Annotated in this window: 21 protein-coding genes; 11 read left to right on the top strand and 10 right to left on the bottom strand. The window is 70.7% G+C overall.

Features of this window, described 5'->3' with window-relative positions; all coding sequences use genetic code 11:
• The first annotated feature begins 9 nt into the window (after positions 1 to 9).
• Positions 10 to 207, top strand: a complete 198-nt coding sequence (locus tag ACWD2L_RS38200) for a ferredoxin (RefSeq protein WP_351340257.1) — start codon at positions 10 to 12, stop codon at positions 205 to 207.
• Positions 204 to 1,406, top strand: coding sequence for an NAD(P)/FAD-dependent oxidoreductase (locus ACWD2L_RS38195; protein ID WP_351340255.1), 1,203 nt, complete (start codon positions 204 to 206; stop codon positions 1,404 to 1,406). The genes ACWD2L_RS38200 and ACWD2L_RS38195 overlap by 4 nt, the downstream gene beginning before the upstream one ends.
• A 48-nt stretch (positions 1,407 to 1,454) precedes the next feature.
• Here the strand turns inward: ACWD2L_RS38195 and ACWD2L_RS38190 are convergent, their stop codons facing one another.
• The 3 genes from ACWD2L_RS38190 to ACWD2L_RS38180 are packed head-to-tail and all read right to left on the bottom strand — an operon-like array spanning position 1,455 to position 4,431.
• A complete protein-coding gene (locus tag ACWD2L_RS38190) occupies positions 1,455 to 2,108 on the bottom strand; it encodes a LutC/YkgG family protein (protein WP_351340252.1) in 654 nt (217 codons plus the stop codon).
• Positions 2,105 to 3,649: a LutB/LldF family L-lactate oxidation iron-sulfur protein gene (locus tag ACWD2L_RS38185; protein WP_351340250.1), complete on the bottom strand. Its 1,545-nt coding sequence runs from the start codon at positions 3,647 to 3,649 to the stop codon at positions 2,105 to 2,107. The genes ACWD2L_RS38190 and ACWD2L_RS38185 overlap by 4 nt, the downstream gene beginning before the upstream one ends.
• Positions 3,646 to 4,431, bottom strand: coding sequence for a (Fe-S)-binding protein (locus tag ACWD2L_RS38180; protein ID WP_351340247.1), 786 nt, complete (start codon positions 4,429 to 4,431; stop codon positions 3,646 to 3,648). The genes ACWD2L_RS38185 and ACWD2L_RS38180 overlap by 4 nt, the downstream gene beginning before the upstream one ends.
• Positions 4,432 to 4,715: 284 nt before the next feature.
• Here ACWD2L_RS38180 and ACWD2L_RS38175 point away from each other — a divergent pair, with 284 nt between their 5' ends.
• Positions 4,716 to 6,386: an L-lactate permease gene (locus ACWD2L_RS38175; protein ID WP_351340244.1), complete on the top strand. Its 1,671-nt coding sequence runs from the start codon at positions 4,716 to 4,718 to the stop codon at positions 6,384 to 6,386.
• A 12-nt stretch (positions 6,387 to 6,398) separates the two neighbouring features.
• Here ACWD2L_RS38175 and ACWD2L_RS38170 read toward each other — a convergent pair whose 3' ends face one another.
• Both ACWD2L_RS38170 and ACWD2L_RS38165 read right to left on the bottom strand, forming a co-directional pair.
• Positions 6,399 to 7,166: a FadR/GntR family transcriptional regulator gene (locus ACWD2L_RS38170; RefSeq protein ID WP_451193412.1), complete on the bottom strand. Its 768-nt coding sequence runs from the start codon at positions 7,164 to 7,166 to the stop codon at positions 6,399 to 6,401.
• A gap of 108 nt (positions 7,167 to 7,274) precedes the next feature.
• Complete coding sequence (locus ACWD2L_RS38165) at positions 7,275 to 8,012, bottom strand: DUF4232 domain-containing protein (RefSeq protein WP_351340240.1); 738 nt, start codon at positions 8,010 to 8,012, stop codon at positions 7,275 to 7,277.
• A 202-nt stretch (positions 8,013 to 8,214) separates the two neighbouring features.
• On the opposite strand from ACWD2L_RS38165, the gene ACWD2L_RS38160 reads away from it, so the two are divergent.
• Positions 8,215 to 9,570, top strand: coding sequence for a helix-turn-helix domain-containing protein (locus ACWD2L_RS38160; protein ID WP_351340237.1), 1,356 nt, complete (start codon positions 8,215 to 8,217; stop codon positions 9,568 to 9,570).
• A gap of 27 nt (positions 9,571 to 9,597) precedes the next feature.
• On the opposite strand, the gene ACWD2L_RS38155 is transcribed toward ACWD2L_RS38160, so the two are convergent.
• Positions 9,598 to 10,938: an MFS transporter gene (locus tag ACWD2L_RS38155; RefSeq protein ID WP_351340234.1), complete on the bottom strand. Its 1,341-nt coding sequence runs from the start codon at positions 10,936 to 10,938 to the stop codon at positions 9,598 to 9,600.
• A 20-nt stretch (positions 10,939 to 10,958) separates the two neighbouring features.
• On the bottom strand, positions 10,959 to 12,647 hold the full coding sequence (locus ACWD2L_RS38150) for an amidohydrolase (protein ID WP_351340231.1): 1,689 nt from the start codon (positions 12,645 to 12,647) through the stop codon (positions 10,959 to 10,961).
• A 253-nt stretch (positions 12,648 to 12,900) separates the two neighbouring features.
• Between ACWD2L_RS38150 and ACWD2L_RS38145 the strand changes: the two genes are divergently transcribed.
• The gene (locus ACWD2L_RS38145; RefSeq protein ID WP_351340228.1) at positions 12,901 to 14,154 is read left to right on the top strand and encodes a PucR family transcriptional regulator; all 1,254 of its coding nucleotides are present in this window, start codon (positions 12,901 to 12,903) and stop codon (positions 14,152 to 14,154) included.
• A 47-nt stretch (positions 14,155 to 14,201) separates the two neighbouring features.
• Here ACWD2L_RS38145 and ACWD2L_RS38140 read toward each other — a convergent pair whose 3' ends face one another.
• Positions 14,202 to 14,816 (bottom strand): TetR/AcrR family transcriptional regulator, encoded by a 615-nt coding sequence (locus ACWD2L_RS38140; protein WP_351340225.1) that lies wholly within the window; start codon positions 14,814 to 14,816, stop codon positions 14,202 to 14,204.
• A 110-nt stretch (positions 14,817 to 14,926) separates the two neighbouring features.
• Between ACWD2L_RS38140 and ACWD2L_RS38135 the strand changes: the two genes are divergently transcribed.
• Together ACWD2L_RS38135 and ACWD2L_RS38130 are read left to right on the top strand one after the other, a co-directional pair.
• Positions 14,927 to 15,187 (top strand): hypothetical protein, encoded by a 261-nt coding sequence (locus ACWD2L_RS38135; protein WP_351340223.1) that lies wholly within the window; start codon positions 14,927 to 14,929, stop codon positions 15,185 to 15,187.
• Between the two features lie 155 nt (positions 15,188 to 15,342).
• Entirely contained in the window at positions 15,343 to 15,684 is a 342-nt protein-coding gene (locus tag ACWD2L_RS38130; RefSeq protein ID WP_351340220.1) for a DUF4333 domain-containing protein, read from the top strand.
• Between the two features lie 50 nt (positions 15,685 to 15,734).
• On the opposite strand, the gene ACWD2L_RS38125 is transcribed toward ACWD2L_RS38130, so the two are convergent.
• Together ACWD2L_RS38125 and ACWD2L_RS38120 are read right to left on the bottom strand one after the other, a co-directional pair.
• Positions 15,735 to 17,207: a DHA2 family efflux MFS transporter permease subunit gene (locus ACWD2L_RS38125; RefSeq protein ID WP_351340218.1), complete on the bottom strand. Its 1,473-nt coding sequence runs from the start codon at positions 17,205 to 17,207 to the stop codon at positions 15,735 to 15,737.
• Between the two features lie 248 nt (positions 17,208 to 17,455).
• Positions 17,456 to 18,238: a MerR family transcriptional regulator gene (locus ACWD2L_RS38120; RefSeq protein ID WP_351340215.1), complete on the bottom strand. Its 783-nt coding sequence runs from the start codon at positions 18,236 to 18,238 to the stop codon at positions 17,456 to 17,458.
• Positions 18,239 to 18,370: 132 nt separating this feature from the next.
• Between ACWD2L_RS38120 and ACWD2L_RS38115 the strand changes: the two genes are divergently transcribed.
• From ACWD2L_RS38115 to ACWD2L_RS38100, 4 genes are all read left to right on the top strand, one after another.
• Positions 18,371 to 19,483: a serine hydrolase domain-containing protein gene (locus ACWD2L_RS38115; RefSeq protein ID WP_351340213.1), complete on the top strand. Its 1,113-nt coding sequence runs from the start codon at positions 18,371 to 18,373 to the stop codon at positions 19,481 to 19,483.
• 76 nt (positions 19,484 to 19,559) lie between these two features.
• Positions 19,560 to 20,066: an ArsR/SmtB family transcription factor gene (locus ACWD2L_RS38110; RefSeq protein WP_351340210.1), complete on the top strand. Its 507-nt coding sequence runs from the start codon at positions 19,560 to 19,562 to the stop codon at positions 20,064 to 20,066.
• 24 nt (positions 20,067 to 20,090) lie between these two features.
• Complete coding sequence (locus ACWD2L_RS38105; protein ID WP_351340208.1) at positions 20,091 to 20,945, top strand: M23 family metallopeptidase; 855 nt, start codon at positions 20,091 to 20,093, stop codon at positions 20,943 to 20,945.
• Between the two features lie 174 nt (positions 20,946 to 21,119).
• Entirely contained in the window at positions 21,120 to 21,905 is a 786-nt protein-coding gene (locus ACWD2L_RS38100) for a hypothetical protein (protein ID WP_351340206.1), read from the top strand.
• Positions 21,906 to 22,228 lie beyond the last annotated feature (323 nt).

Raw genomic sequence — 22,228 nt, 5'->3', positions numbered from 1 at the left:
GGACCTCAGATGAATATCACCATTGACGAAGACAAGTGTGTCGGAGCGGGCCAGTGTGTCCTGGTCGCCCCCGATGTGTTCGACCAGCGTGACGAGGACGGCGTCGCCGTTCTCCTCTCCGAGGAGACGCCGGAGCAGGAACGTCCCCGCGTCGAGGAGGCCGGCCGGATCTGCCCGGCCGCGGCGATCCTGTGGGACGGCCAGTGAGCCGGCACATCGTCATCGTCGGCGCCGGCGCCGCCGGTCTTTCCGTGGCGGAGGAACTGCGACGCCTGGGTTACGACGATGCCCTCACCCTCGTCGGCGCGGAGGACCACCCGCCGTACGACCGGCCGCCCCTGTCCAAGCGTTTCCTCAAGGGCGAGGCAGGGGCCGAGCAGCTCCGGCTGGCAGCACCCGACGCTCTGGAACGGCTCGATGTCACCGAGCACCGGGGGCGCCGGGCCGTCGCCGCGGATCTCGTGGCACGCACGGTCACCCTGAACGACGGAACAGTAGTGCGCTACACCGACCTGGTCGTCGCCACCGGCGTCACGCCACGCACCCTGCCGGATACGGCGGAGCTCTCCGGGGCGGTGACACTCAAGACCCTCGACGACGCGCAGGCCCTGGCCGGGCGGCTGCGTCCGGGACAGCGGCTGGTCGTGGTGGGCGGCGGGTTCCTGGGTACGGAGACGGCGTGGACGGCGCTGAGTCTGGGGTGCGACGTCACGCTGGTGACCCCGACACCCACCGTGCTGCCGGGGCTCGGCGACCACGTCGGCACCCTCGCCGGGGAACGGCTCACCGCGGCCGGTGCCACGATCGTCACCGGGGCGACCGTCGAGAAGGTCCACCACGACGGCCAACTCCCCCTCGGTGACGGCCTCGAGGTCCTGCTCGACGACGGCACGCGGCTCACCGCCGGGACGGTCCTCGTCGCGATCGGCTCGACGCCGGACGTCGACTGGCTCACCACCACAGGGCTCGACCTGTCCGACGGCGTCCGGTGCGACGCCGTCGGCCGCGCCGCGCCGGGTGTGCACGCCTGCGGTGACGTCGCGGCCTGGTACCACCCGCAGCGCGGTCGGCACCTGCGCCTGGAACACCGGATGCACGCGGGTGACCAGGCCCGCGTGGTCGCGGCGGATCTGCTGGAGGAGCAGCGGGAGTTGGAGTGGTTGCCCTTCTTCTGGACCGACCAGGGGCCGCACAAGATCGTCGTCCACGGGCTCATCACACCCGAGACGGAGTTCGAGACCCATGAGGTCGACACGGACCACGATCGCTTCACCGGCGTCTACCGGGACCGGGCGGACGGGCGGGTGTCCGCCGTCCTCGGCTGGAACGCCCCGAAGCAGGTCCTTCGCCTGCGCCGCGAGCTGCTCACCAACCCGGCACCCGCCACCGCGTCCACGTCCGGCTGAGCGCACGGCCGCCGCCGGGGAGTGCTTCCAGCACCCCCCGGCGGGACCTCACGCGTCGGTGCGGATCACCACGTCCAGGGTGCGTGGCCCGTGCACGCCCTCCACGCGCTCCAGCTCGATGTCGGAGGTCGCCGACGGGCCGCTGATCATGGTCGTCGGGCGCTCCGGGACCAGCCGCGCCAGGGCCTCGGGCACACCGACCTCCACGGTCGACAGGTCGACGACACAGACGTGGAGGTCGGGCACGAGGGACAGCGCACGGCGGCCCTGTCCAGGGGAGGCGTCGAGGAAGATCGTGCCGGTCTCCGCGCAGCTCACCGCGGACGATGTCACCACACCGTCCAGGGCGTCGAGTCGCGGCGCCGGCACGTCCGCGGTGTCCTCGCGTACCGTGCCGTCGAACGCGCCGAGCCAGGACGGATCCAGGCCCGCCGGCACACCCACCGTGCGGGCCCCGCGTCCTGCGAGCACCCGTGCGATCGTGGCGGACGTCTCGTCGGCGGTACAGGTGACCACCGTGGCCTTGTAGTCGACGAGTCGGTCGACGAACAGGTCGAGCCGCTGCGCGTCGGGCAGCGTGCGCCCGGTGTGGTAGGACCGTTCCACGGTCACGTCGGGCTTCGGTGCGAGGGTCAGAGCGTCACGGACCCGGCCGAGCACGGTCGTTCGGGCGTCGGCCTCGGTGCCGGGGGTCGTCGTCATCGCTGTTCCTCGGGGTTCTCGGCGGCTGCCGCGCCCTCGGCGGCGGCCCGGCGCAGCGTGTCCTCGCCCTCGGCGGAGGCCAGCCACGAGCGGAAGGTCTGCTTCGGCGGCGCGGGGGTGTCCCGGGTCGCGCTCCAGCCGTCGAACGGCGGCGGCAGGTGTGTGATCTTCCGGTCCTTCCCGGCGATCACCCGGCCCAGCCCGGCGGCCTTCTGCGCGCCCGCGTACACCTTCGGCCGGGACATCACCGCGGCGGCCGCCTTCATCGCCAGCTTCTCGGCCGTCGTCCCCGAGCGCTCGGTGTTCTGGTGGCGCAGCTCGACGAGGAGCGAAGGGATGTCGATCTTCACGGGGCAGGCGTCGAAACAGGCCCCGCACAGGCTGGAGGCGTACGGCAGCGAGGAGTTGGGGTCGTCCTTCGCCTCGTGCATACCCGCCAGCTGCGGGGTGAGCACCGCCCCGATCGGCCCCGGGTACGTCGACCCGTACGCGTGCCCGCCGGCCCGTTCGTACACCGGGCAGACGTTCAGACAGGCCGAGCAGCGAATGCAGTTGAGGGCCTCACGGCCGACGGAGTCCGCGAGCGCAGCGGTCCGACCATTGTCCAGCAGCACGAGGTGGAAGTCCTGCGGCCCGTCGCCCGGCGTGACACCGGTCCACAACGACGTGTACGGGTTCATCCGTTCACCGGTGGAGGAACGCGGCAGCAGCTGGAAGAAGACCTCCAGGTCGCGGTAGCGGGGCAGCACCTTCTCGATGCCCATGACCGTGATCAGGGTCTCCGGCAGGGTCAGACACATCCGCCCGTTGCCCTCGGACTCGACGACCGACAGGGTGCCGGTCTCGGCGATGCCGAAGTTGGCCCCGGAGACGGCGACCTTCGTCGTCATGAACTTCTCGCGCAGATAGGCCCGCGCGGCGGCCGCCAGATGCTCCGGTACGGAGTCGAGCCCCGGATCGACTCCGGGGATGCCGTCGAGGAAGATCTCGCGGATCTCGTCGCGGTTGCGGTGGATCGCCGGCACCAGGATGTGCGAGGGCTTGTCGTGTGCCAACTGCACGATGAGCTCGGCCAGATCGGTCTCGTGGGCCTGGATCCCGCGCTCCTCCAGGTGCTCGTTGAGCCCGATCTCCTGGGTGGCCATCGACTTGACCTTGATGACCTCCTTGCTCTTCGTCGCCTCCACGAGCCGGGTCACGATCTCGTTCGCCTCGACCGCGTCCCGCGCCCAGTGGACGGTGCCGCCTGCCGCGGTGACCCGCTCCTCCAACTGCTCCAGCAGCTCGGGGAGGCGGTTCATCGTGTCCGTCTTGATCGCGGAGCCGGCCGTCCTGAGCTGCTCCCAGTCGGGCAGCTCGGCGGTGACCGCGAGCCGCTTGGTGCGGATGGTGTGTGTGGCCCTGTGTAGGTTGCCGCGCAACTGTTCGTTCTGCAGCTCGGTGTGGGCGGCCTTCGGGAACTTCTGGTCGCCGCGCAGGTTCCCCGCCCCGTACGGGGCGCGCGGCGGGGCGGAGGGCATGCCGAGGAAGGTGTTGCTCATCGGGCGGCCTCCGTCAGGGCGCCCGGGGCGTCCACGGTGTGCGGGGTGGTGCGGGTGGCGGCGAGGATCTGCGCGAGGTGCAGCGTTCGGGTGCCGGAGCGGATCCGGGACAGGCCGCCGCCGATGTGCATCAGGCAGGAGGCGTCACCGGCCGTGCACACGTCGGCCCCTGTGTCGCGCACGTTGGTGAGCTTGTCCTCGAGCATCGCGCTGGACGTGTCCGCGTTCTTCACGGCGAACGTGCCTCCGAAGCCGCAGCAGGAGTCGGCCTCCGGCAGCTCCACGAGGTCGATCTCGTCGACGGCGCGCAGCAGTTGCAGCGGCTTGTCGCCGACGCGCAGCATGCGCAGCGAGTGGCAGGTGGGGTGGTAGGTCACCCGGTGCGGGAAGTACGCGCCGACGTCCACGGCGCCGAGCACGTCGACGAGCAGTTCGGACAGCTCGTACGTCTTCGCCTTGACCTGCGCGACCCCCGAGCGCAGCGCCGCGTCCCCGTACCGCTCGGCGACGATCTCGTGCTGGTGGCGCACCGATCCGGCGCAGGACCCGGAGGGCATCACGACGGCGTCGATCGAGGCGTCGCCGAACTGCTCGGCGAAGTTCCGCACCAGGGGCAGGGGCTCGCGCTGGTACCCGGTGTTCACGTGCATCTGCCCGCAGCAGGTCTGGTCCGGCGGGAACACCAGTTCGTGACCGAGCCTGCTGAGCAGGACGGCCGTGGCCTTGACCGCGTCAGGGAAGAGGGTGTCTCCCAAGCACGTGGCGAAGAGTCCGATACGCAAGGGGGACCTCCACGATCTAGTCTCGCGATCCGATTTACGGTCCGACCATACTACTGTCGCTCCAAACTCCGGCCAGGCGCCACCCTCCGTATGGGAAGGACATCTATTTGGTCGGACCTCATTGACATCGGGTGTTACCGAGTGCGCTACTGGACGCGCCCGCCGCCCGGAGCGGCCGGCACCCGAACGGTCAGTAGGCGGCAGCCGCGACCGTTCCCCACCGCGCCCCGTGGGCGCGAACCCCTGAGCCCGCATGGTCCGGAACTCGACGAGGAGTACTTTTCGTGGCCTCAGCATCCCCGGCGGTCCTCGCCGCCTTCACCCCGGACGTGCACGCCGTCGGCGGCAGTCTCGCCGGCACCGCACTCCTCGGCCTCGTCCCGCTGGCCGCGTTCTTCGTCCTGCTCATGGTCGCCAAGCGGCCCGCACTGCAGTCCGCGCTCGGCGCCCTGCTCACCGCGCTGCTCGTCGCCGTGTTCGGCATGGGCATGCCCGTCGACCTCGGCCTGCTGTCCGCCACGCAGGGCGCCGTCTTCGGCCTCTTCCCGGTGATGCTCATCGTGGTCGCGGCCATCTGGTTCTACGAACTCACCGTCGTCAGCAACCGCTTCGAGGACCTGCGGCGCTCCTTCAGCGCGGTCGGCCGCGGGGACCTGAGGGTCCAGGCCATGCTCATCGCGTTCTGCTTCGGCGGCCTCCTCGAGGCGCTCGCCGGGTTCGGCGCCCCCATCGCCATCACCTCGGCGATGCTGATGGCGCTCGGCCTGCCGCCGCTGCGCGCCGCCGTCACGGTCCTCGTCGCGAACACCGCACCCGTCGCCTTCGGCGCGATGGCCATCCCGATCACCACGGCCGGCAACCTGACGGGCATCCCTGCCGACGAGGTCGCCGCCGTTGTGGGCCGGCAGAGCCCGCTGCTCGCCCTGTTCGTCCCGACGCTGCTGCTCTTCCTCGTCGACGGGTGGCGCGGCGTGCGCCAGTTGTGGCCGATCGCCGTGGTCACCGGAGCCGTCTTCGGCGTCGCGCAGTTCTGGTGCTCAAGCCACTTCGCGTACGAGCTGACCGATGTCGTCGCCGCGCTCGCGGGCTTCGCCGCTGCCGTGCTCATGCTCCGCTTCTGGAAGCCCGCCACCCCCGACGACCAGCGTTCCCGGGTCGAGGCCGAGCGGCTCACCCCGCGCCGCGTCACCCTCGCCGTGCTGCCGTACCTGCTCGTCATCGTGATCTTCGCGCTCGCCAAGCTGAAGGTGGGCGGCGTCGACGTGCCCGCCGCCCTTGCCCACTGGAACATCGAACTCCAGTGGCCCGGCCTCTACGGCGAACTCCTCGCGCCCGACGGCACCCCGGCCGGCAGCGCGGTCTACAAGCTGGAGGTGCTCGGCAACCCCGGCACCCTGCTGATCCTCTCCGGCCTGCTCGTCACCCTGATCTACCGCGTCACACGCAGCAGGCAGTACCCGATGACGGGGTGGATGGCGCTGCGCGCGGCGGGCCGCACGGTGACGAACATGCGCGTCGCCATCGCCACCGTCGCGACCGTGCTGTCCCTGTCCTACGTCATGAACCAGTCCGGTCAGACCGTGGCCATCGGCACCTGGCTGGCCGCGGCCGGCGGCGCCTTCGCACTCCTGTCGCCCTGTCTCGGCTGGCTCGGCACCGCCGTCACCGGCTCGGACACCTCGGCCAACGCGCTCTTCGCGACACTCCAGCAGACCGCGGGTCAGAAGGCCGGCATCGACCCGACGCTGCTCGTCGCCGCGAACACCTCCGGCGGCGTGGTCGGCAAGCTGGTCAGCCCGCAGAACCTGACGATCGCCGCGACCGCCGTCGGCCAACCCGGCAGCGAGCGCATCCTGCTGCGCAAGGTCGCCGGCTACAGCCTCGGCATGCTGGCCGTCCTGTGCGTCCTCGTCTACCTGCAGTCGCTGCCGGCGCTGTCCTGGATGCTGCCGTAACGTTGCCCGGCCCTAGGAACGCTTCTTGGCCCGGGGCCTGGACCGCGGATCGGCCGGGCCGCCGCCCTCGACGAGCGTGCCGTGGAAACCGCGGATGTGTTCCTCGACGAGGTCGGCGGCGCGGCCGCCCTCGCCGGCCCGGACCAGCCGCAGTAGTTCGGTGTGCTGCTCGTTGAGCGCGCGGGCCGTGCTCGGCCAGTCCTCGCCGGTGGCCTCTTCGGCCTTGAGGATCAGCGTCCGCACCGACTCCCGCACGGCGGAAGTCAGCGTCGAGATCAGGTCGTTGCCCGAGATGCGGGCGATGTGGACGTGGAACTGCGTGTCCAGGTCGTTGAACTCGCCGACGGTCAGGCCCGGTTCGCGCATCCGCTCCAGGATCTGCGCCGCTTCGGCCAGTTGTTCCTCGTACGCGGAACGAGCAGCCGCCTCGAAGCTGGAGCGCTCCAAGGTCACCCGGGCCTCCATCACATCCTCCAGGCTGTAGCTGCCGAGCGCGACGTGCAGTCGCAGCAGCCTGCCCAGAGCGTCGTCCGGGTTCTGCACGATGCGGGCGCCCGCATCCGGGCCGCGCCCCACGGTGGCCACCAGGACGCCGATGGTCTCCATGACCCGGAGCGCCTCGCGCAGCGCCGACCGGCTGACCCCGAGCACCGGGGCCAGCTCACGCTCGGGCGGGAGCCGGTCGCCGGCCTTGAGCTCACCGGCGAGCACCTGCTCCTCGATGCTCTCCAGGACGAGCTCATGTGTCCGCGACTGCCTGACCGGACGCCATTCCGCCACTGTCGGCACCTCCCCAACCCGCTCGCTGTATCGGAACCTCACTATGGCACAACTGGCGTAAGGTCCGACCATTGAGTCGCATCTGCCGGATTCGACGACGTTCGTCCGTCACCAGGTGAGCGCGTCGTCCATGTTCTGCTGCCAGTACGTGACCGTGATGGTGCTGTCGACGTAGGCGCCCTTGGCGGGCAGAGCCGGGTGCGAGGTGCCCACGGACCCCTTGCCGGAACGGCCCTGGAAGTTGACGGCGATGCTCTTCTCCGTGTGGCCGCCCTCGCCGCCACCGTCGGCGGAGGACAGGTTCACGGCCGAGTAGCCGGACTCGCCGGGGGACAACGTGACGACCGCCTGCGGCTGCGAGTCCTCGATGACCGGCGGCACGGACTGGGCCTCGCCGAACTGCACGGCCGGGTAGCCGTAGAGGTAGCAGCCGGTACTGCCGGTGTTGGTGACGGTGAGCAGCATGTGGTTGACGGGGCGGTTCACCGGCGCCGCGACCGTCTTGGTGTTGGTGTCCGTGCAGGTGACCAGCTTGGTGGAGGCGGAGCCCTTGGAGTCGGCGGGGGCCTGGGTCGCCGCCGCGTCCTTCGAGGCGGGGGCCTCCGTGGCGGGCTCGCCGTCGCTGTCGCCGGATCCGCTGGGGTCGGTGCCACTGTCGCCGGTGCCGCTGTTGTCGCCTGCGGGCCCCTCAGAGGCGGTGGGCGACGCGGTGGAGGAGGAAGGGGCGGACGCGCCCTCGTCGTTGACGCCCGTTCCGTCGTTGCACGCGGTCAGGGAGAGTGCGGCGAGTGCGACGGTCGCGGCGGCGGTCATCAGACGGGTGCGGGAGTTCCGGATGCTGGACATATGAGTGCGCCCTTTCGGTGTCTTGCTGGCTGTGGTGCTTGGATGACTGCAGCTTGTGGGGTGATCCGTCCCAACTGCCACGCCAGCCGGGGAATTGGGGACACTGGAACGCCGAAATGGGCTCTGACCTGGGGAAATACGCTTCCCCTGGAATGCGTGGATGGGACGCGGGGGGGGGATGGAGGAACGGGTGTCAGGGGATATGGGGACGAGGCCGGGGGCCGGCGCGGCGGACGAATTCGCGTCGTCGCTGCGAGAGCTGAAGGACCGTTCGGGACTCAGCTACGGGGTGCTCGCCAAGCGGCTGCACATGAGCACGTCGACGTTGCACCGTTACTGCAACGGCACGGCTGTACCGAACGACTACGCGCCGGTCGAGCGTCTCGCCCGGGTCTGCAAGGCGACGCCGCAGGAACTGGTCGACCTGCACCGCCGGTGGATCCTGGCGGACGCGGGCCGGGGGCGTAAGGGGGAACAAGGGGCGGGACCGGTCACGCCGGCAGCGTCTGCCGCACCAGCGACTCCGGCCGCGCCGGCAGCATCAGCCGCACCAGCGACTCCCGAGCTTGAGCCGGCCCTCGCGGTCGAGCCCCCGGGCGCTCCCCTGGTCGAGTCCGTGGCCGACTCCGTGGCCGAGCCCGCGGGGCGCCGACGCAACCGCACCGCTCTCATCGCCGCCGTGGCCGCGGCCGCCGTGCTCGGGGCCGTCGTCCTCGCCGTGAACCTGCCGTCCACCGGCGGACGCGGCGACTCGGCCGACCGGCAGCAGGCCGCCGGTGCCACCGCCGCCGCGACCGACGGCGGCACCCCGCACACATCACGGTCGGCCTCGCCGTCCGCGAGCGCCAAGAAGAAGGGCGACAAGCCGGCGGACGGCGCCTCCGCGTCCACCACCACGGGGCCCGGCAAGTCCACCGCGCCCGGCGGTTCCAAGGTCGCAGGCTCCGGCAGCGCCACCACCCCGCTCCACGTGGCCACCCGCCCGTACGTCTACGAAAGCCCGTGCAGCCAGCACTTCCTGGTCGACAGCGAACCGGAGCAGGTCGGCCCGCCCGCGACCGAGCAGGACGCGGTGCGCTGGGCGAACGCGTACGGGGCGGTCTCCTCCGGGGAGCAGCGCGTCGCGCTCACCGTGCAGGGCACGGGCAGCGACACGGTGGTCCTGGAGGATCTGCACGTACGCGTCGTCGGCAAGGCGGCGCCGCTCGCCTGGAACGACTACTCGATGGGTGTCGGCTGCGGTGGCGGCGTCTGGACCAAGTCGTTCGACATCGACCTCGACAACGGCAGCCCCACCGTCACCGTCAAGAACGGCCAGCGCGACTTCCCGTACAAGGTCAGCGAGTCCGACCCGGAGGTCTTCTACGTGAACGCGCACAGCACGGCGCACGACGTCCGCTGGGAGCTGACCCTGGACTGGTCGAGCGGCTCACGCCACGGCACCGTACGCATCGACAACTCCGGCAGCGCCTTCCGTACGAGCGCCAACTCCGGCCGCCCCGGCTACGACTACCCGCTGGGCGGCAGCGAGTGGATCAAGCGGGAGGAGCAGCCGTAGGGGGCGTACGGGGCGAGGTGTTGGTCCTTACTGCACGTTGTCGCGCACGCGCAGTCGTGCGCCCAACAGGCCGCCCAGCGCGGTGAGCAGCGAGATCACGGCGAGGAGCGCCGCGGCCGGCCAGGACACCGAACCGCCGGCCGCGTTCAGCAGAGCCGTGGCGATCATGGGCAGGAAGCCCGTCACCGCACCGGCGATGTTGTAGGCCAGGGCCACCCCGCTGTAGCGCAGATGCGCGGGGAACAGTTCGGTCAGCAGGGCACCCGAGACGGCGTAGGTCACCGCGAGGAGCGCGATGCCGAGCGCCACGGCGAGGATCACCGCGAAGTGGTTGCCGGTGTCGATGAGCCAGTACACCGGGAAGGCGCACACCGCGGAGGCGACGCCGCCCCAGAGGGTCACGCGGCCCGCGCCGATCCGCTCGGACACCCTGCCCATCGCCATGATGACGAAGATCTCCACCACGGCCGCGACGAGCGTCGCGTTGACCACAAGGCCCTTCGGCAGACCGAGGGTTCCGGTGCCGTAGCTGATGACGAATGTGGTCAGCAGGTAGAAGCCGCCGACGCCGAGCAGGGCGGAGGAGATCGCCACGAGGAGGCGTCCCCAGGCCGTACGGAACACCTCGACGGCCGGTACCTTGGCGCGCTGGTCCTTGCGGAGCAGCTCATCGAAGAGCGGGGACTCCTCGACCTTGCGGCGGATGAAGTAGGCGAGCGCGGTCAGCGGGAAGGCGAACAGGAACGGCAGGCGCCAGCCCCACGAGTTGAAGATGTCGTCCGGCATCATCAGCACCAGCGCGAAGGCGCCGGAGGACATCAACGTGCCGACGGGCGAGCCGATCTGCGGCAGCGCCGCGTACCGGCCGCGCTTCTCGGGCGGCGCGTGTTCCACGGCGAGTGTGACGGCGCCGCCCCACTCGCCGCCGACGGCGACGCCCTGCAGCAGCCGGAGGAAGACCAGGAGCAGCGGTGCGGCGAGGCCGATGGTCGCGTAGCCGGGGAGCAGGCCGATGACACCGGTCGCGATGCCGATGCTGATCACGGTGATGAGCAGGGCCGGGCGGCGTCCCATCCGGTCGCCGAGCCAGCCGAACAGGACGGCGCCGATGGGCCGGGCGGCGAAGCCGACGCCGAAGGTGCCGAATGCGGCGAGCGTCGCGGTCGCCGGGTCGAGCGACGAGAAGAACTGGCTGTCGAAGACGATCGCGGCGGCGGTGCCGAAGAGGAAGTAGTCGTACCACTCCAGCGCCGTGCCGACGAAGGCGGCGAAGGCCACGCGTCCGGCCGCCTGTCCGGTGACGACGGGGCCGGTCCCGTCCGGTGGCGCCTGGTCCGCCTCGGCCCGCGTGCGGTCGAGTTGCGTCATGGGGTGCTCCTTGTGCGGTGTCACGCGCTGGGCCGCGCGGGGACGGGAAGGTCGGCACTGGCGCCGGTCACGGGGCCGAGGCCGTTCAAAGAGTCGGCTCCGTGGACGCAGGCACCCTCGACGAAGGTGGCGAGGACCTCGACGGCCCCGATCCGGGACGGGTCGACCGCGACCGGGTCGTCGGACAGCACCACGAAGTCGGCGTACTTTCCGGGCGTGAGGCTGCCGCGGCGGTCCTCCTCGTGGCTCGCGTACGCGGCGTCCAGGGTGTAGGCGCGCAGCGCCTGTTCGGCGGTGGCCCGCTCGTCACCGGCGAGCAACAGGCCGTCGCGGCTGAGCCGTTGGACCATCGACTGCATACCGAGCAGCGGCGCGCCGGCGGCCACCGGCCGGTCCGAACTGCCGGGCACCCGCAGCCCGTGCTCCAGGAAGGAACGGTGCCGGTACAGCCAGCCGATCCGCTCGGGACCCAGCGCCTCGGCCATCGTGTCGCCGACCGCGTACAGGAAGTGCGGCTGCGGAACGGGGATGACGCCGAGTTCGGCGTAGCGGCCGAGCTGGTCGGGGCGGACGACTCCGGAGTGCTCGATGCGGTGGCGGGCGTCCGGCCTCGGCAGCGCCTCCTGCGCGCGGGCGAAGGCGTCGAGGGCGAGGTCGATGGCCTCGTCGCCGATGGCGTGTGCGGCGACCCGCCAGCCGGCCCGGTGCGCGGCGACCATCAGGTCGCGCATGTCGTCGGGGCTGTCCTGGTACACGCCGTGGTGGCCGTGCCCGCACAGCGGTTCGGTGACGGCGGCGGTGCGGCCGATCAGGGAGCCGTCGAGCCACAGCTTCACCGGGCCGATCCGCAGCCGGTCGTCGCCGAAGCCGGTGCGCAGGCCGAGGTCGATGCCCTTGGTGATGCCGTCGGACTCGTGCGCGGCGAGCGCGTGGAGGTTGTCACCGGCGACCATCATCTCGACGCGGACCGGCAACGTGCCGCGTTCGCGGGCGAGTTGGTAAGCGGCCGCCTCGACGGGGCTGCGCCCGATGAGCCCCTGGCCAATGCCCGCCTCGGTGACGTGGGTGAGGCCCTCGGCCGTGTACACGGAGGCTGCCTTGGAGATCGCGTCGGCGAGGCCCGCCACGGAGACCGGCAGGGTGAGCGAGGTGACCAGGTGCTGCGCGCGCTCCTGGAGCAGTCCGGTGGGGCTGCCGTCGGCATCGCGGACGACGACACCGCCGTCCGACTCGCGCACGCTGCCGTCGAGCACGCCCACCCGGTCGAGCACGGCGCTGCTGACCACGCACATGTGGCCGGACCGGTGCTTGAGCCACACCGGGCGCCCGCCCGCGGCCCGGTCGAGGGCGCCGCGGTGCGGGTGTCCGCCCATCACGGTGTCGTCGTATCCGGCGCCGACCAGCCACGCGTCGGCGGGCAGGGTGGCGGCGCGGGCCGCGACCATGTCGTAGAGGGCTTCCAGGGTGGCGGCGCCGGACAGGTCGAGCTCGTCGAGGGTCTGTCCGAACCACGCCATGTGGTTGTGCGCGTCGGCGAAGCCGGGCACGACGGTCGCGCCGTGGAGGTCCACGGTGGTGCGCGCCGGGAGGTGTGCGACGTCGTCGTCCAGGCCGACGATCCGGCCGTTCAGCACGCCGAGCGTGTGGGCGGTGGGCCGTCGGCCGTCGACGGTACGGATGCGGGCGTTGGTGAGTTTCAGATCGATCATGAGCCTCAGGCCTGGTGGTGCGGCCGGACGAGCGGGGGCCGGCGGCGGGCGAACACGGACGAAGCAGAGGAGCGGTCGGCGGCCCACGGTGGCCGGCGCCCGGTCCGGGCCGCCGCCCCTTTCGATTGGGCAATGGCCAGTGAACTTCCGGGGCCTTGGTGAGCGCGCTCCGCTCTCAATCAGCAGAATGCCTGGTGAACAGCGCTACGAACAGTGGTGGACCGCTCACGGTTCACGACGCCATAATGGGCAGATGCACAAGCGAACCGCCGCGGGGGCGGAGAAGGCCACGGACCCGCCGGCCGCGGACCCCGCCGTCTCCCCGCCCGCACCCGCGGAGGCGGCTCGGGAGCGCGGGGCGTCCGAGCCGGTGACCCGGGCGCTGCACGCCCTCGTCCGCGACTGCCTCCTCGACCTGGACCGCCTCGTCGAGCGCTACGTCGACGAGATCTCGCAGTTCGACGGCTACCGGAGCGCCGTCGACCGGGCGGAGCTGACGCGGATCGGCCGCACCTGCTACGAACTCCTGCTGCGCATCATCGCGGACCTGCCCACCTCGCCGGAGCTGCTGGCCGCCTCCGAACAGTTGGGCCGCCGCCGCGCCCACCAGGGCGTGCCGCTGGACGCGCTGATGCAGGCGATCCGCACGGACTTCCGGGTGCTGTGGACCGAGTTCCTGGAGCGCACACCCACCGCCGGTCTGCCCGACCTGACCCGGAGCGCGGTGCGGGTGTGGGAGGCCGTCGAGTACCACGCGGTCCACACCCATGCCGCCTACGTCGACGAGATCGCCGTGATGGACCGCGAGCGCGCGCGGGAACGGGCCACGCTGATCGGACGGCTCCTGTCGTCGGACGGCCGCGACCCGCAGCTTCTCGCGCAGGCCGCGACGCTGCTCCAGGTGGAGGCCACCGACGACTTCACGGTCGCCATCGCGCCGCCCGAGTCCCAGGTCCGACTACGGGAGGCCGTCGACGCCCACCTCGGTGACCGCGGCACGCATCTGCAGCAGCACCACGGCATGCTCGTCCTGATCAGCGCGCTGCCGCCCGGCGCGGACGGCAGGCCCCCGCGGTGGCTCGAGGACGTGGCGTGCGCGTTCGGCCCGACGGCGCAGGGTCTCGCGCGGATCCCCGACACCGTGCGCATCACCGAGGCCATCGCTTCGGTGTTGACCCCTGACGCCGCGGGGCCGGTCGCCCTCGCGGACGTGTGGATGCCGGTGGCCGTCGCCCGCCTCGGCCCCACGGCCGCCGTCCTGGCCCGTACGGTGCTGGCCGGTCTCACCGACCTGGCGCCGCACGAGCGTGAGCGCCTTGTCGAGGCGGTCACCACCTACTGCGACACGGGTTCGGCGAGCGCCGCGGCCCGCGAGCTGTACTGCCACCGCAACACGATCCTGAACCGCCTCACCCGCTTCGAGACCCTCACCGGCTACCGCCCCACGCGCCCCGCGGACGCGGCCACGATCCTCTTCGCTCTGCGCGCCGAGGCACAGACCACGTGACACTTCCCGTGACCCCCTGATGGCCCGGTGCGTCCGACTGCACCGGGTCAGCCGCCTGCGGGCGGGGCTTCGAGCAGGCGATCGACGTGGTGTTGGAGGATGGCCAGCGCCGCGGTCGAGGTGTGGTGGCCCGCCAGGACGTGGGCCGTGAGTCCGTCGGCCAGGGCGAGGAGTGTTCGCGCCTCGAGGTCGGGGTCGAGGTTCCGGCGTACTTCCTGCGTGTCCTGGCCGTAGCGGATGAGCCACACGACGAGGTCGTGGAGCTTGGCGTAGGTCTCGTGCAGTACCGCGGCCAGCTCTTCGCTGGCGGGCGCTCGGGCGACAAAGGCCAGCCAGACGCGAGCCTGCGTCCTCGACTCCTCGTCCAGCAGGGCGAGTTCGGCCAGGGTGTGAGAGAGCAGGGTCGAGGCGGCTTGGGGCGTGGAGGTGACGGCGATGCGCCGGCCGGCGCGTTCGCTGACATGTTGGGTGATGTGTTCCAGGGCGAAGAGCAGCATGTCCTGCTTGGTGCGGAAGCACCGCTGAACGGCACCCATGGACACCTGGGCCTGGGCAGCGACGTCACGGAGGCTGACAGCCTCCATGCCAGAAGACGCGATCAGGGCGCAAACCGCTTCCGCGATGCGTCGGCGCCGCTCCTCGTAGTCGACCTGCTTGGGCACGGCCTTCCCCTTCCCTGTTCCGATGCACTTGCATCATATCCGACTTCACTGCACGATGTGATGCGAGCGCATCACAACGATGCGTCGACGCTGGAGACGGGGAACTCACCATGACGAAGCAGGTCCAGAGGTCGAACCGCAGCTCAGGTGAAGGGTTGTTGTGGCTGTTCGGCGCCATCCTGGTGGTTCAGGGCTTCGGCTCCGCGGCCACCGAGGCGGGGTGGAATACGAGCTTTGGTGTCGCGGGCCTTCTACGGGCCGCCCATCTGCCCGAGTGGACGGCGCTCCTGATCGGCTTGGCGGGCGCGGCACTGCTGGGCGTGGCGGCGCGTAGCCACTTCGCACGGAGGCGAGCGGATCGTCGCGCGTGAGGGGCCGGCGGCAGAGTCAGGTGGGCGACGTCACTGCGATCGTGAAGACTGCGATCGTGAAGACATCGTGGGCAAAGATTGCGGCCGGAACCACGGGGCGACCTTGCGCGTCCCGGAGCTTGACGTGACCAGTCTTTGACCCAAGAGGAGCCTCCATGCAGCAGTCGACTCAGCGACGGATCGCCGTACGAGCAGCAGGGGCGCTGTTGGCGGTGGCCTTCGCGGCGGGTTGTTCGGCGAGCGTGGGATCGAAGAGTGTGAGCAAGGACGAGGTCGCCAAGCAGGCCTCGACGGCCCTGGGCAAGCAGATCGGCCGGGAGCCCGACGACATCACCTGCGAGGACGACCTCAAGGCCGAAGTGGGCGCGACCGTCCGCTGCGAACTCACCGACGGCGGGGGGAAGCTGGGCATGACGGTCACCGCGAAGTCGGTCGACGGCGACAAGGTCAACATGGACTTCAAGGTCGACGACGCTGCGGCGGGGGGCGCGTCCTGAACCCCACGGATGGGGTCACTCCCAGCCCGGCCCCCGCCCCCCCGATTCGGCTACGGGCGCCCGGAAGAGCGCGTGCCACGGCCGAAGAACAGTGAGGTCGCGAACGCCACAAGGCCGATGACGCCCGCGAGGATGAACGCCGCGCTCAGGCCACTCGCGTCGGGCGCACCGGACGCGGCCTCGGATGCCAGGGACGCCACCGTGACGAAGACCGCCGTACCGCACGCACCCGCGACCTGCTGCATCGTCGCGAGGATCGCACTGCCGTGGGAGTGCAGGTGGTCCGGGAGCGCGCTCAGGGACGCCGTCATCAACGGGGTCATCATCAGGCCGAGTCCGCCCATCAGCAGCAGGTGCATGCCGATGACCGCCACCAGCGAGGAGTCCGCGCCGAGCAGCGAGAACAGCCACAGCGAGGCCGCCAGCGCGGCCGCGCCCGGGATCACCAACGGACGGGCGCCGACACGGTCGTAGAGCCGGCCCACGGGGCGGCCGAGGAGACCGAGGAGCAGGCCGCCGGGGAGGACGGCGAGGCCGCTGACGAACGTGGTCGTCCCCATCACCGTCTGGAGGTAGAGCGGGAGCAGAATCGCGGCCGCGCCCAGCATGCACATGAACAGCAGCGCGGACAGCAACAGGGCCACGGAGAAGGTGGGGTTCGCCAGCGGACGCAGATCCAACAGGGCGCGGTCCTGGCGCTGCAGGCGCAGTTGGCGCAGGACGAACACGGTGAGGGACAGGACACCCGCGACGATCGGCATCCACGGCGCGATGGTGTGCTCCCCGCCGCCGGACTCACCGATGGACGCGAGGCCGTAGAGGACGCCGCCGAAGCCGATGGCGGAGAGCACCACCGACAGCACGTCCAGCGGCACCTTTCGGGTCTCACTGTCCAGGCGCAGCCATATCGCGCCGATCACCAGAGCCGTCAGTGACAGCGGCAGAACGATCCAGAACATCCAGCGCCAGCTCAGCGAGGACAGCACCGCGCCGCCCACCGTCGGGCCGATGGCCGGGGCGACCGCGATGACGATCGTGATGGTGCCCATCATCGCCCCGCGGCGCTCAGCGGGGACCAGGCGCATCACCGTCGTCATCAGCATCGGGATCATGACGGCGGTGCCGAAGGCCTGCACCACGCGCCCGGTGAGCAGCACGCCGAAGCCGGGCGCAAGGGCGCTGATCAGGGTGCCAGTGCTGAACGCCGTCAGCGAGGCCAGGAAGATCCGGCGCGCGGAGAAGCGCTCGAGAAGGAAGCCGGTGATCGGGATGACCACGGCCATCGTCAGCAGGAAGCCGCTGGTGAGCCACTGCACCGTCGTCGTGGAGACCCCGAGGTCGACGGTGAGGTCACGCAGGGCGACGCTCAGGATCGTCTCGTTGAGGATCATCACGAACGCGGAGGCGACGAGGACCGCGATCAGGACGCCTGCGCGCGCCTGAGGCCCGCCCGCGGGCGGGGCGGCCGAACTGCCGCCGTCGTCGGGCGCGTCCACGCGCTCGACGTTTGTTGGCTGGCTCATGTGGGGGTGTACCTCGCAAGAGTCGGTAGAAGTCATGGGCCAGGCGGTGGCGTTGAGCGCCCTGATGAGCGCCCTGAGTGGCCCGGCAGGAGAATGCGCGCACATACAGCGCGCACTCAACCCTCCAACGCCCCGTCGTAGCACCGCATTCCAGGTATGACGGTCATCACAGGTCGACGCCCGCCTACCGCCCTACCGCCCTACCGCTCTACCGCTCTACCGCTCTACCGCTCTACCGCTCTACCGCTCTACCGCTGCGGGAAGTCAACACCGGCCGCGTGCAGCCGCGCTTCGACCAACGCGTTCAGCCGGGCGAGGGCGGGCGCGTCGTCCTCCCGGTGGTGGTTGACCAGTTCGTACCGGGCCGCGCCGTCTGATCGGCCCTGAAGTCCGGTCCCCGCCGCCAGCAGCGCGCGGTCGGTCAGCACCTTCTCGGCGAGCGCGGACGCGAGTTCGTCGAGCCGTGGGTCGTCGGGCGGCCAGGAAGTCGCGTCCCAGGCACGCTTGGTCAGCTCGACGTGCCCGGGATCGTCCAGGAGGCGCTCGAGCCGGGTCAGGAAGGCGTCGAACATCTCCGGGACCACCGCGCGTGTCAGCACCAGCGCCTCTCGCTGCGTGGCCACGTACTCGGGCTTGAAGCCGAGTTCGGCCATACGGTCAAGGGCCGCGCACGCCCGGTCGGGCAGCAGGGCCCTGTCCCCGTGGGCGATCCGGTGCAGCGTGTCGCGGCGCGCGACCAGGTCCTCGATCTGGTCGGTGAGCCGGCAGTGAACGTCGTCCAGGGCGGCGGCGAACCGCTCGGTGCCCGCGTCGAGCAGTTCGCCGACCTCGGCGAGCGGCACTCCGGCCCCGGCCAGGGTCCGCGCCTGGACCAGCCGGAGCAGTTCGGCCGAGCCGTAGCGCCGGTAGCCCGACGTGTCCCGCTCCGGCTCGGCGACAAGTCCCAGCCGGTGATAGTGGCGCACGGTCTTGATCGTGACTCCGGCGTAGGCCGCCGCCTGACCGATGGTGAGCCCACCCTTGGCACGCATCCGTCCCCAACTCCCCCGTCAAGACTCGCACTTGACCTTGACCTTGACCTTGACCTTAGGGCAGGCACCAGGCTCGCCGTACTACCACTTCGGAAACGGCTCCGGAGACCACGTCACACGTAGGAGACGACCATGAGCCAGCCCCCGCGCACCACAGCCGACTCCCCCGCCCAGCCGGGCCGACCGCACCTGCGCGGCCTCCTCCAGGAGATCGTCGATTCCGGAATCACCGGAGTGCAGCTGCGGGTGCACGACGAGCGGGGCACGTGGAGCGCCTCCGCCGGTGCGGCCGAGCTGGGCGGCGACGACAAGCCCCCGGCGGACGGGCACGTCCGCATCGGCAGCAACACCAAGACCTTCACCGCGACGCTGGTGCTGCAACTGGTGGCCGAGGGCAAGGTCGACCTCGACGCACCGGCCGTCGACCACCTCCCCGAGTTCGACCTCGACCACCGCATCACGGCGCGCATGCTGCTGCAGCACACCAGCGGGGTGTTCAACCACACCGGCGAGTTCTCCGAGGACGGGACCGTGGTCCCCGGGATCCCCTCGACCATCGCGGGCAAGGAATGGGTGGACAAGCGATTCGACACGTACCGCCCGCGGGACCTGGCCCGGCTGTCGCTGTCGAAGCCGCCGCGGTTCGAGCCGGGGGCGGGCTGGAGCTACTCCAACACCAACTACGTGCTGGCCAGGCTGCTGGTCGAGAACGTCACCGGCCGCCCGTGCGCCGAGGTGACACAAGAGCGGATCCTGAAGCCGCTCGGCCTGACGGGCACGGTGGTGCCGGGCACCTCGCAGGACATCCCCGAGCCGTACGCCCACGCCTACTACCGGTACGAGGACTCCGGCCGGCCGCACACGGTCGACGTCACCCGACAGAACCCGTCCTGGGTCGATGCCGGCGGCGACATGATCTCCACCACCGAGGACCTGCACACCTTCATCTCCGCACTGGCCCGCGGCGAGTTGCTGCCCGCACCGCTCCTCGCCGAGATGAGCACGCCGCACCCGGAGAGCGGTTTCGGGCTCGGCCTGCGCGTACAGCAGACCGGCCCCGGCGGCGACACTCTCCTGTTCCACAACGGCGGCCACAGCGGCCACGCGGCCCTGATGTACAGCACGGCCGACGGCAGCAGGACCCTGACCGCCGCGCTCAACTACGTGGACGACGCGGAAATGACCCTGGCGGAACCCTTCATGAAGGCGCAGGAGCGGCTCGCCCAGGCGGTGTTCGGCAGCTGAGCCCGCGCAGGGGGCCAGGACCGTGCGCGGCACGATACGGCTTGCACGGGATTACATAATTACGTAATCTCGTGCCATGGATCTGGAAGAGCGTGTCTCCGAGCTCGAGCGACGCCTGGCGCAGTTGGAGAGCGTGACCCCTGCTGCGCCGGTCGTGGGAGAGGGCGAGTTGTGGGCCCTCGACGCGCTGAAGGAGCGTCACCCGGTGACGCAGGACACGGACGGAGCCGTCCTGTTCACCGGGGCGGTACGTGTGCCGACGGGGCACCGCTACGAGTGGCAGTACGGCGTGCTCACCCAGACGCTGTTCGACGACGACTGGTCAGAGGTGGCCGAGTCGTTCGCCGCGCTCGGCCACCCGGTGCGGCTGAGGCTGCTGCGGGAGATCCTCGGCGGCCTGCGCACCGCCGCCGAACTGGCGTCGCTCGAGGACATCGGCACGACCGGCCAGATCTACCACCACCTGCGCCAACTCACCGGTGCGGGCTGGCTCCACACTCCGGAGCGCGGCCGCTACGAAGTGCCTGTGGGCCGAGCGGTGCCGCTGCTGGTGGCACTCACCGCCGCGCGCCCCGTGACCTGACCACTTTTCGTACGAGGGGGAACCATGTCCGTAGACCGACGCAAGGTCGCCGCCAGGATCCAATACGCGCTGTGGCTGGTCTTCTTCGCCCAGATCGTCGTCAGATTCTTCATGGAACTTCCCTACAACTACTGGGTGAGTTGGCTGCCCGCACTCGGCGCGATCGGCATCGGCCTGGTGACCTCGCGCTCCGCCCGGCATCGAATCGAGACCCGGCCGCCGGCGCCGGTGGAGGTCGCACCCCCGGTCACCGGCCGCTGGTCGGCCGTCAACAGCCCCGCGGACAAGGTGCCGAGCCACGGAACGCACCACCTCGCCCAGACCTACGCCATCGACATCGCGGCGGAGCCGGCGGAGGGGCCCGCTCGTCCCGCCCCCGTGTGGTTCTGGCCGGTCGCCCACCGCAACCGGGACTACCCCGCCTTCGGGGCACCGCTGTACGCGGTCGCCGATGCCACCGTCGTGCACGCCGAGGACGGCCAGCGTGACCACCTCAGCCGTAGCTCCCTCGCAGGAGTGCTGTACTTCTGGCTCATCGAGGGTGTCTTCCGCACGCTCGGCGGGAGCCGCCGGGTCGTGGGCAACCACATCGTCCTCGACCTGGGCGAAGCGACGTACGCCGTGTACGGACACGTCCAACGGGGCTCGCTGGACGTCCGGGCGGGCGACAAGGTCGTCGCCGGCCAACTGCTCGGCCGTTGCGGCAACTCCGGCAACTCCACGCAGCCGCATCTGCACTTCCAGCTGATGGACGGGCCGGACCTGGAGACCGCGCGCGGCATCCCGTTCAGCTGGCACGAGGTCGGAGTGCCCGCCGCCGGTACGGCCTTCACCGTCGGCGAGCGCACCTCGGCCACGGAACCGTCCCACCACGCCTGACGAGGCCGCGGTGTCGGTCGGCCCGGTGTCTCAGGGACACGCCGAGATCGTCATCACCTCGTAACTGCGCTTCCCCCGAACACATCCGATCAGGCAAGCTCAAGATCAGCGAAGGGCACACAGCCCGGCCGATCGACCATCCGCACATCCGTACAACAACGGGGGAACCACATCATGCTCCGCAACCACCGCCGCAAGGCCGTCCTCACCGCCGCCGCCCTGATGGCCACGACCACGCTGCTCACGGCCTGCCAGGGAGGCGCGGACGACAGCGCCGCGTCGGGCGGTTCCGAGTCGTCGAACGCGGCGTCGGACACGAAGGACAAGGGCGGCGACACCGGTTCGGCTTCCGCGGGCAACGCGGAGTCGCAGGCCGGCAGCGGCTCGGGCAGCGCGTCCAAGGGCAAGGGTGTGAGCGGCACCTGGTTCGGCAACGTCTCCTACCTGGCGCCCGGCAAGTACACCGTCTCCGACCAGAAGGACACCAAGCAGGCCTTCTTCACCTCGACCGACACCGACATCCAGGGTGCCGGTGTCATCTGCGGCGACGCCGAGGGCCAGGCCGCCACACCGTGCAGCGAGCAGGAGCTCGAGGCCGCCTCCAAGAAGGGCGTCTCCGCCACGGTGAAGATCAAGAACGGCATAGCCGTCAGCATCGTCGAGGACCACTCCAGCAGCGGTGGCGGCTCGGACACCGACAAGCCGAGCAAGCTCAGCTCCGGGGAACTCGGCTACCTGGCCCCGGGCAAGTACACCCTCGACAACGACGGCAACACCACTTCCTTCTTCACCGCCACCGACACGACCATCAACGGCAACGGCTGGATCTGCGGCGAGAACGGCGACAACAAGCCCTGCACCGAGGACGAGCTCGAGGCCGCGGCGAAGAAGGGCGGCGTGCGGGTGGTCGTCGATCTCGACAACGGCACCGCCGTCACCATCGACGAGGAGCACAACTAAGGCAACTGACTGGGCGACCAGGGCAACCAGGGTCTTCCTGAAGGAACTTGCTCACCGGTCGTTGGCTCGGAGCGTCGCCACGGCGGAGACGGTGGCATAGCCGCGCCATTCGAGCGTCGCGGCTTCGGAGTAGCTGGTCACCTTCTCGGCCGTGAACGGCCGAGCTTGTACGGCTCGGTTCGTTCACACCTTGTCGCGCTCCCGACTGCCCCCTACGACAGGGCGGTTACGGGTCGCATCTCTCCTCAGCGGCTGCGTGCCGGTGAGGGGACGGGCATGGTGACGAATGCCCACGCCGAGCGTGCGCGGTTGCGCACGTTGAC

The organism is Streptomyces sp. NPDC002754 (assembly GCF_053592315.1).
Note: the sequence above shows the minus strand (reverse complement) of the source record. Positions and strands in the feature narration are given on the sequence as shown.